The sequence below is a fragment of the Lentibacter sp. genome, assembly GCF_029254145.1.
Classification (GTDB): domain Bacteria; phylum Pseudomonadota; class Alphaproteobacteria; order Rhodobacterales; family Rhodobacteraceae; genus Lentibacter.
Map to the genome: position 1 here is coordinate 1 of NZ_JAQWYD010000077.1, position 8,832 is coordinate 8,832.

At 56.4% G+C, this 8,832-nt stretch carries 9 protein-coding genes; 6 read left to right on the forward strand and 3 right to left on the reverse strand.

The features are described 5' to 3' along the window. Nucleotides 1–837 (reverse strand): Hint domain-containing protein (locus P8O11_RS09075; protein WP_300293789.1); only part of this gene is annotated, 837 nt, incomplete at its 3' end. Nucleotides 838–973: 136 nt separating this feature from the next. Here P8O11_RS09075 and P8O11_RS09080 point away from each other — a divergent pair. Next, entirely contained in the window at nt 974–1,753 is a 780-nt protein-coding gene (locus P8O11_RS09080) for an SDR family oxidoreductase (RefSeq protein WP_300293790.1), read from the forward strand. Nucleotides 1,754–1,770: 17 nt separating this feature from the next. Here P8O11_RS09080 and P8O11_RS09085 read toward each other — a convergent pair whose 3' ends face one another. Continuing rightward, nucleotides 1,771–2,448: a hypothetical protein gene (locus P8O11_RS09085; RefSeq protein ID WP_300293791.1), complete on the reverse strand. Its 678-nt coding sequence runs from the start codon at nt 2,446–2,448 to the stop codon at nt 1,771–1,773. Next, nucleotides 2,445–3,521, reverse strand: coding sequence for a GSCFA domain-containing protein (locus P8O11_RS09090; RefSeq protein ID WP_300293792.1), 1,077 nt, complete (start codon nt 3,519–3,521; stop codon nt 2,445–2,447). The genes P8O11_RS09085 and P8O11_RS09090 overlap by 4 nt, the downstream gene beginning before the upstream one ends. 314 nt (nt 3,522–3,835) lie before the next feature. Here P8O11_RS09090 and soxC point away from each other — a divergent pair, with 314 nt between their 5' ends. The 5 genes from soxC (at nt 3,836) to P8O11_RS09115 (ending at nt 8,810) form a co-directional block, all read left to right on the forward strand. After that, the gene (gene soxC / locus P8O11_RS09095) at nt 3,836–5,113 is read left to right on the forward strand and encodes a sulfite dehydrogenase (RefSeq protein WP_300293793.1); all 1,278 of its coding nucleotides are present in this window, start codon (nt 3,836–3,838) and stop codon (nt 5,111–5,113) included. Continuing rightward, a complete protein-coding gene (locus P8O11_RS09100) occupies nt 5,097–6,140 on the forward strand; it encodes a c-type cytochrome (protein ID WP_300293794.1) in 1,044 nt (347 codons plus the stop codon). Before soxC ends, P8O11_RS09100 begins: the two co-directional genes overlap by 17 nt. A gap of 96 nt (nt 6,141–6,236) precedes the next feature. Next, nucleotides 6,237–6,830: a thioredoxin family protein gene (locus P8O11_RS09105; protein ID WP_300293795.1), complete on the forward strand. Its 594-nt coding sequence runs from the start codon at nt 6,237–6,239 to the stop codon at nt 6,828–6,830. Further along, nucleotides 6,814–7,512, forward strand: a complete 699-nt coding sequence (locus tag P8O11_RS09110) for a c-type cytochrome (RefSeq protein WP_089889033.1) — start codon at nt 6,814–6,816, stop codon at nt 7,510–7,512. The genes P8O11_RS09105 and P8O11_RS09110 overlap by 17 nt, the downstream gene beginning before the upstream one ends. Before the next feature lie 29 nt (nt 7,513–7,541). Continuing rightward, complete coding sequence (locus P8O11_RS09115) at nt 7,542–8,810, forward strand: NAD(P)/FAD-dependent oxidoreductase (protein WP_300293796.1); 1,269 nt, start codon at nt 7,542–7,544, stop codon at nt 8,808–8,810. Nucleotides 8,811–8,832 lie beyond the last annotated feature (22 nt).

An 8,832-nucleotide genomic window follows, 5' to 3' on the forward strand; every position in this document is an offset into this window, starting at 1 on the left:
GGTCTCGGCGGCGATGCCTTCAGCGAAGACAATTTGATGGTTCTCAAAGAGGATTTGGAAGTAGTCGACAAAGCCGCCTTCCTGAACAAAGACGCTCTCGCCGTTGACGAGGTGGCGCGCCTTAAGCAGCACTTCTGCGCGGCCTGCTCCGAGCTTGTCTTCGCGCTGGTAGACAAAGAGGCGGTGGTCTGGTGAGACGAGAAGATCGTTCTCGTTGTGAAGCGTGCCCTTGGTGATCATCACAGGGGCGAAATCGCCCAACGCGCGGACGGTGTGATGACCGATCCAGCGGATTTCTTGTGGGCCATCGTCCCGTGTGAGGAGTTTGTCGCCGATTTTGAGGGCTTCGACGGAGCGTTGTTCGCCTGTGGCAAGGCTCAGGCGTGTGCCGCGTGTGAAAGCAACACACGCCACCTGAGCAAAGCGCAGGGGGGCGTTTTCTGCATCTATGCCGACGAGGCGATAGTCTTCTTTCGGCTCAAGCGGTGCGAGGGGCATGCCGTAGACTTGGGCGACATGGCCCTCTTCATTGACCTCAACCAGGAGGATAACTTCGATGGCTTGGCTCTGGGCATCCATCAGGGTGATGCAGCTGTCGAGTACAACGGTTGCGCCGATTTTGCCTGTCTGAGTGTTGTCGCCAATGCGGAAGTGTCCATTTTCCAGCGCGTGTAGACCAAGGCGAAGGGGGGCAGCTTCGGCCGCGAGCTGATAATAATCGTCAAGCATGAGATCGGCGGCAAAGCTCAGGTTATCGCCAAAGTTGGCTCCGCCCGAGACTGGCATCATGGGCGCAGGGTAGACTTGCAGGGATTGGGCCGTCTCACTCATAATCATGAACACTCTTCACGCGGGGAACACTGCAAAAAGCTAGTATAGGATTGGGGCAAAAGCGCGGCAAGTCTGCGTCTCTGCTCTGGCCTTTGAGGGTGTTTTGGGGTTTTGTGCTGGCGAACAATTGGGAGAGTGCGACATGGACTTGGGAATTGCCGGTAAGAAGGCGCTTGTTTGCGCATCATCCAAGGGCTTGGGCCGTGGCTGTGCCGAGGCGCTGGCCGAAGCGGGCGTGAATCTTGTTATGAACGCGCGTGGCGCGGAGGTTCTGGAGGCTGTTGCGGCTGATATTGCCGGGAAATATGGTGTTGAAGTTACCACTGTGGCGGCGGATGTGACCACAGAAGAGGGGCGTGCAAAAGTGCTCGCGGCGGCGGAGAATGTCGACATCCTTGTGACCAATGCAGGCGGCCCACCCCCAGGCATGTGGACCGACTGGGGCCGCGAGGATTTTGTTGCGGCGCTGGATGCAAATATGCTGACGCCAATTGCTTTGATGCAGGCCCTCGTGCCGCACATGCAAGCGCAGGGCTGGGGCCGTGTTGTGAACATCACCAGCCAGTCTGTGAAAGCGCCTATTCCTGTGCTGGGTTTGTCAAATTCTGCGCGTGCAGGGCTGACAGGCTTTGTGGCGGGTACGGCGCGTCAGGTCGCGCCATCTGGTGTCACGATCAACAACTTGCAGCCCGGGATTCACGCGACAGATCGTGCGGTTTCGCTGGATGCGGGGGTGGCGCGTGCGCAGGGAATCAGCGCTGAGGAGGCGCAAAAGCAGCGCGAGGCGACCATTCCGACGCGGCGCTACGGCACGGCGGAAGAGTTTGGCGCAACATGTGCATTCCTGTGCTCTCAGTACGCGGGTTTTATCGTTGGTCAGAACATTTTGCTGGATGGCGGCGCTGTTAACTCAACCATGTAAGGCATTGCTATAAATATTTATTTGCGCGCTGGAGGCTTCGGAATTAGCTTCTGGCGCGCGAGCGTTTTGAAGATCTCGGTTCCGAAAGCTTCATTGCCGTGTTTGCCGTCTTCATGGGCGAATTTGGCAGCGAGTGTGCCTGATTTATCCGCAAGATCGGTATTTGGGTCATAGAGCGGCAGGCCGCGGTCGCGGATGAGCTGGCTCAGGGCGTCATTGAGAGCGTGCAGGAGTGGGGTGTCTTCAAACTGGGGCGGGGTCACGACAACGAGTGGCGCGCTTTCTGCGATACTGGCGAGGCCATCAAGCGCCTCTGCGCGTGCGCCTTTAAGCCAAGCGGCGAGAAAGGCAGGCGAGAGGAGGGTTTCTGCGGATTTGGAGGGCACGTGGCTGAGGCCAAGTTTGTTCATGCGCATTTCGGTGAGGAACTGAGAGCTGTGATAGCCGATGCTCGCCACAACGGGCGCGCCGGATGTAAGAGGGGTGGCGCTGCCGACGTCTTTGGCGAAACTCTCGATCTTTTGGCGTGCGCGAAAGCGTTTTGAGGACAGGGTTCCGTCTGCTTGCAGGCGCATGACCCCGTCGCGCCATGCAGCGGCAGAGGTGGCGAAGCTGATGCAGTCATATCCAGAAGCCTTCGCCCCAAGGGCGAGTGCGCGGGCGTGGCTGTCCCCGACGACAATCAGCCGACTCATGCTTTGGCGCCCTGATCGAGCAAGATTTCTTCGCAGGCGAGCTCTTCTGCGGTAGCCTCGGCAGCGACACCTGCGCGGCGGCGGGCTTCGGCCTCATCTTTTGGCAGTTTGGATTTTGAAAAGCGCATACCACGAAAGAAGTGCTCCATCACCAGCGCGACGCCTTCGGGCGCGACCGAGCGCATATTGGGCGCAAAAAACTGGGCGCGGGTCGGGGGCACTGCGATAATTTCGTAGCTTGGGAAATAGTCTATGTCTTTGGCCATTTCAGCCAGATCACCCGCGACGGCGCGCAAGACGGATTTGGAATACTGGGTGGCGAGCAGAACGTGATGGCCTGTTGCTGTGGCCGTGAGTGGCACGGGGGAGGCTGTGAGCAGGATTTTGATCTCGGGATTGAGGGTGCGCAATCCGCGGACTGCGGATTTCATCGATTTCATGATCTGGGGGTAGCGGTAATTGACGAAGCTGTGCTGGGCTGCGTCATAGGAGCCTGCGAGAGTTCCGGGGCAGAGCGCGTAGGGCTGGCGTGTTTCGGCGTGTTCAAAACCTTCGGTGAGACCCATGGTAAAGACAAAGACTTGGGCTTCTCGAACAGAGCGGCCAAAGGCGCGGGCCGTGTTCTGAAGCATTTCGAGGCAGTCTGCGTGTGAGCCGGACCCTTCAGGCTCTATTGCCGGGCGCAGAGAGTCGCGGAAGCGGCCTTCATTCTCCCATATCTCGATGGCGGTGCAGCGCTCGGGCTTTTGGGCCAATGCAACCCAAAGCTCTAGCATCCGTGCCGTATAAATATTGGCGGTGCGGGAGGAGTAAACGCCATAGCCAAAGCGTGCGGTGACCTCTTTTGTGGCTGAGGCGGGGGCAGGTTCTGCATTGACCCATGGTTTTCCGTTGGCTTGCACTGCACGAGAGATGTGCTGGGCAAAGCAGCTGCCGTAGGTTGCGAATGCGGCGTTTGCGGGGAGCTTCCATTTTGAGCGAAAGAGGCCATCATAGCCCCATATGCCAGTTTCTGCGACGGCTGTTCGCCAGAACGCCTTGGGGGGCTGTGAAGAATAGGGGGTATCACTCATAAACGGGCCTCAACTTTTGGAGCAGTTTCCGACATGGACCAAGCGCGGTCAAGCGGAGCGTAAGGCAAGAGAGAGGTTCGAGCGATGAGCAAGCTTTGGCAGGGCTCGCTGCGAAAGGAAGAATTGTCCCGCATCGTTAATCTGACCATGACTAAGTTAGAATGTCGGTGGCGGGGCGGGCGTGTCTGATATGGCTGTTTCAGCGGGGGTTCAGGCTGCGTCAATAAGTTATTCATTGAAAAGAATATGACGGTATACAAACGCGAATAAATTCAATATTGTGAATAAGACTAAAAACAGGGAGGCGAGATTCGATGTCAGAAAGCTCGGGAATAAAGGCGCCATCGCGCCGCGCTTTTTTGAAAGCAGCGGCGGCGTCTGTACCAGTGGCGGCAGTGGCCGGCACGGCGCATGCGGATGACCCATTGATTACAGAAGTGCAGGAATGGGCCTCGGGCCTTGGAGCAGGGGTGGACGAGACACCTTATGGCCTGCCAATCAAGTATGAAGGCGATGTTATCCGCCGCACTGTAGAGTGGCTGACGGCTGATCAGATCAGCTCGATCAACTTCACGCCGATCCACGCGTTGGACGGCACGATCACCCCGCAGGGCTGTGCGTTCGAACGCCATCACTCAGGCGCGATCGAGCTGAAGAAAGAAGATTATCGTTTGATGATCAACGGGTTGGTCGACCAACCTTTGGTTTTCACATACGAAGATCTCGAGCGTTTCCCGCGCGAGAACCACGTATATTTCTGCGAATGCGCGGCGAATACTGGCATGGAATGGGCTGGCGCCCAGCTGAATGGTGCGCAGTATACCCACGGTATGATCCACAACATGGAATACACGGGTGTGAGCTTGCGCACGTTGCTTGAAGAAGCTGGCCTTGATGCGGCAGGTGATCTTAAGGACAAGTGGGTTTACGTGGAGGGCGCGGATGCGAGCTCCAATGGCCGCTCAATCCCTATGGAAAAGGCTCTGGATGACTGCCTTGTGGCCTTTAAGGCCAACGGCGAGGCTCTGCGTATGGAGCACGGTTATCCTGTGCGCCTTTGCGTTCCTGGCTGGGAAGGCAACATGTGGGTCAAATGGCTGCGCCGTATCGAAGTGATGGAAGCCGCTGTTGAGAGCCGCGAAGAGACATCAAAATACACTGACACGCTTGCCGATGGCACGAGCCGCAAGTGGACATGGGAGATGGATGCGAAATCTATCATCACAAGCCCGAGCCCGCAGATGCCGATCAAGCATGGCAAGGGCCCCTTGGTTATCACCGGTTTGGCATGGTCGGGCCGTGGCGCGATTACGCGTGTGGATGTGTCCAAGGATGGCGGCAAGACGTGGGAAACTGCGCGCTTGGCCAAGCCTGGAGAGAAAATGGCGCTGTCGCGCTTTTACCTTGATACAACATGGGATGGGGAGGAGATGTTCCTTCAGGCCCGTGCGATGGACGAGACAGGCTATGTTCAGCCGACAAAAGACGAGCTGCGCGAAGTGCGCGGCGAAAACTCGATCTATCACAACAACTCAATCCAGACTTGGTGGGTTCAGCCAAACGGGGAGGCAGACAATGTCGAAGTATCTTAAACTGACAGTTGCGGCCCTTGCGCTGGCTGCGGCGAGCCCTGCGGCTGCTGAGAAGCTCGGCCTTGGCCGCGCGGCGACAGACGCCGAAATCGCGGCATGGAACAAGGACATTCACCCTGATGGCTCTGGCTTGCCAGAGGGTTCGGGCGATGTCTGGACTGGTGAAGAAGTCTTTGCTGAGCAATGTGGCGTTTGCCACGGTGACTTTGCTGAAGGTGTGGGCAACTGGCCCAAGCTTGCCGGCGGTGCTGGCACGCTAGACCACAAAGATCCATTGAAAACAGTTGGCTCATATTGGCCATACCTTTCAACGACTTGGGACTATGTGAACCGCTCGATGCCGTTTGGCGCAGCGCAAACGCTGAGCAATGATGAAGTCTACGCGATTGTGGCCTATATCCTCTTCTCCAATGACCTTGTTGATGATGATTTTGTGCTCTCAAAAGAGACATTTCTGGATGTAGAGATGCCAAACGCGGGCGGGTTTATCATTGATGATCGCCGCACGTCAGAGGCGCATTTTGTGCATGAGCCTTGCATGACGGACTGTAAGGATACAGTCGAGATCATCAAAAACGTTGTGTTCAAAGGCGACCCCAACTCACCTGATGATCCTGATGCCGAGCCCGCAGCGGCGGAAGCTGTCGTCGAAGAAGCTGCAACAGAAGAGGCTGCGGCCGAACCTGTTGTAGAAGAAGCGGCGCTGGACATGGAGCTTGTTGCGGAGGGCGAGAAAGTCTTCAAAAAGTGCAAAGCTTGCCACCAAGTGGGCGAAGGCGCGAAGAACAAGACAGGTCCGGTCCTGAACGGAGTTGTGGGCGCAAAGCTTGGTCATATCGATGGGTTCAAATACTCAAAGACATTGCTTGAGATGGGCGAAAGCGGAATGGTCTGGGATGAGGCGAATATGACGGCCTTCCTGACCAAGCCCAAAGACTTTGTGAAGAAGACTAAAATGTCTTTCGCAGGTTTGAAGAAGGAAGACGATATTCGCGCAGTGACCGAATATCTGAAATCTTTCCCCTAAGACGTACCAATGGGGGCGCATTTTCTTGCGCCCCCGTTTTGTCTCAGAATAATTCTGTGGCATGCTGCGTAGCAGGAACCTTTGGGAGGAGGGGATATGCTAACGAGACGGCAGTTTACATTTTCGGGAGCCGCGGCCTTCGGGGCTGCGCGGACGGGCTTTGGTGCTGAGGTGGGCGACGACGGCCTGCACAAACAACCTTGGTTTTTAGATACATTCCTTGAGCTGGGCGATGATCTGGCTGCGGCGGCTGATAACGGACGTCATTTGATGATCCTTTATGAGCAGAACGGCTGCCCTTATTGCCGTGAGCTGCATGAAGTGAATTTTGCGCGCAGTGAGCTGAGCGACTACATCAAGGCGCGTTATGATGTTATTCAGCTGGATATGTTCGGGGCGCGTGAGGTTCTCGACTTTGACGGGCAGGCGCTTGAAGAGCGGGATCTGGCGGCGAAGTGGGGGGTGAATTTCACGCCCACGACGATTTTGATGCACAATTCTAACGCAGGTGCTGTCAGCGTGAGCGCGGCTCAAAGCTTTCGCATGCCCGGCTATTTGAAACCGTTTCATTATCTTTCCTCACTTGAGTTTGTGGCGGAGAGGGAATTTGAGGAGCAAACTTTCCAACGTTATTTGCAGGACAAGTTTGCGGAATTGGAGGCACAGGGGATTGATCCAGACGTTTGGTAAGGCGTTGGCTTTTGCGGCACTTGCGAGTGCTGCGGGGGCTGAAGAGATTGGAGATGCGGAGCGTGGCGCTAAGGTGTTTCACCAATGCACATCCTGTCATCAGATCGGCTATGGGGCGGAGCACCGCGTGGGGCCGCATCTAAACGGAGTTTTTGGCCGTGCTGCCGCAGTTTTCGCGGAAGATTACAAATATTCCAAGGGGTTGCGGCGCGAAGGCGAGAACGGGCTTGTTTGGGATTTTCGCACGCTTGATGCCTATATCGAGAATCCCAAAGCGCTCGTGAGCGGCACCCGAATGAACTTTCGTGGGATAAAGAACCCTGAAATGCGTGCGGATCTTTTGGCCTATATGCGCAGCTTTTCGGCCAGCCCGGCCGATATTCCAGAGGCGCAGCCAACGGGTGTTCCACGGGAGGTCGAGCTGGAGCCAGAAATTCTCGCACTTGTTGGAGACCCCGAGTACGGCGAATATCTGGCCAGTGAATGCTCCACTTGCCATCAGAGCAGTGGTGGTGACGATGGTATCCCGTCGATTACGCAATGGCCTGATGAGGACTTTGTGGTGGCGATGCACGCTTACAAACGCAAGATTAGGCCACATCCTGTGATGCAGATGATGGCGGGACGGCTGACAGACGAGGAGATTGCCGCTCTGGCGGCATACTTTAAGAACCTAGAATAAATATTTGTTTTCAAAGGGAGGAAAAGAAAATGAAACTCAACAGAAGAGCCTTTATTGGGACTGGTGCGGCGGCTGCCACGCTATTAAGCGCGCCGCATGTGCGCGCCGCAGGCGGCGGCGCGGGCAAGGTTATTGTGATTGGTGGTGGTGCGGGGGGCGCAACGGCTGCGCGCTATCTGGCCCGCGACAGCAAGGGCGAGATTGATGTCACGCTGATCGAGCCGAGCCGTGCCTATTACACCTGCTTTTTCTCCAACCTTTATATCGGTGGTTTTCGCGAGCTGAGCTCGATTGGCCACTCTTATGGCGGATTGGCGAACGAGGGGGTCAATGTGGTCCATGACTGGGCGATTGATGTGGATCGCGCGGCGAAGACCGTGACCCTCGCGGGCGGGGCTGTCTTGCCTTACGACAAGCTCATCCTCAGCCCGGGTATCGATTTTGTCGACGGCGCTGTTCCCGGCTGGGACGTGAGCAAGCAAAACAAGATGCCACATGCCTATAAGGCGGGGTCACAATCTGAGCTTCTCAAAGCGCAGGTCGAGGCGATGCCTGAAGGTGGTATCTTTGCGATGGTTGCGCCGCCCAACCCCTATCGTTGCCCTCCTGGCCCGTATGAGCGGGTGAGCATGGTCGCGCATGTCTTGAAGAACATCAATCCGACCGCCAAGATCATTGTGGCGGACCCCAAGGAAAAGTTCTCAAAGCAGGGACTTTTTCAGGAAGGCTGGAACAATCATTACAGCGGGATGGTTGACTGGATCGGCGCCGAGTTCGGCGGTGGCAATGTCGAAGTCAATGCGGACGACATGACTGTCAGTATTGATGGGGAAGTGACCAAAGTGGACGTATGCAACGTCATTCCTGCGATGAAAGCGGGACGGATTTGCGAAATTGCCGGTATCAACGAAGGCAATTGGGCGCCTGTGATTGGTCATACAATGCAGAGCCGAGCGGATGAGAACGTCTATGTGCTGGGTGATGCGACGAACCAAGGCGATATGCCTAAGTCGGGCTTCTCGGCGAATTCGCAGGCCAAAGTTTGTGCGATGGCGGTGCGTGGGGCATTGACGGGAAGCAAAGTCTTCCCTGCGAAGTTCTCCAACACCTGCTGGAGCCTGATTGATACGGATGATGGCGTTAAAGTGGGCGCGACCTATGAGGCGACAGATGAAAAGATCGCCAAAGTTGACGGGTTTGTCAGCCAGACAGGTGAAGACGCAGCCTTGCGCAAAGCGACTTATGAGGAAAGCATCGGCTGGTATGCTGGGATCACCGCGGACATGTTCGGGGCTTGAAGGAGGCTTGGTCGGAGCGTGC

Bases quoted from the DNA above. Each gene is read 5' to 3' on its own strand.
- soxC (WP_300293793.1), top strand. From the start codon at position 3,836: ATGTCAGAAAGCTCGGGAATAAAGGCGCCATCGCGCCGCGCTTTTTTG.
- P8O11_RS09115 (WP_300293796.1), top strand. From the start codon at position 7,542: ATGAAACTCAACAGAAGAGCCTTTATTGGGACTGGTGCGGCGGCTGCC.
- P8O11_RS09105 (WP_300293795.1), top strand. From the start codon at position 6,237: ATGCTAACGAGACGGCAGTTTACATTTTCGGGAGCCGCGGCCTTCGGG.
- P8O11_RS09100 (WP_300293794.1), top strand. From the start codon at position 5,097: ATGTCGAAGTATCTTAAACTGACAGTTGCGGCCCTTGCGCTGGCTGCG.
- P8O11_RS09080 (WP_300293790.1), top strand. From the start codon at position 974: ATGGACTTGGGAATTGCCGGTAAGAAGGCGCTTGTTTGCGCATCATCC.
- P8O11_RS09085 (WP_300293791.1), bottom strand. From the start codon at position 2,448: ATGAGTCGGCTGATTGTCGTCGGGGACAGCCACGCCCGCGCACTCGCC.
- P8O11_RS09090 (WP_300293792.1), bottom strand. From the start codon at position 3,521: ATGAGTGATACCCCCTATTCTTCACAGCCCCCCAAGGCGTTCTGGCGA.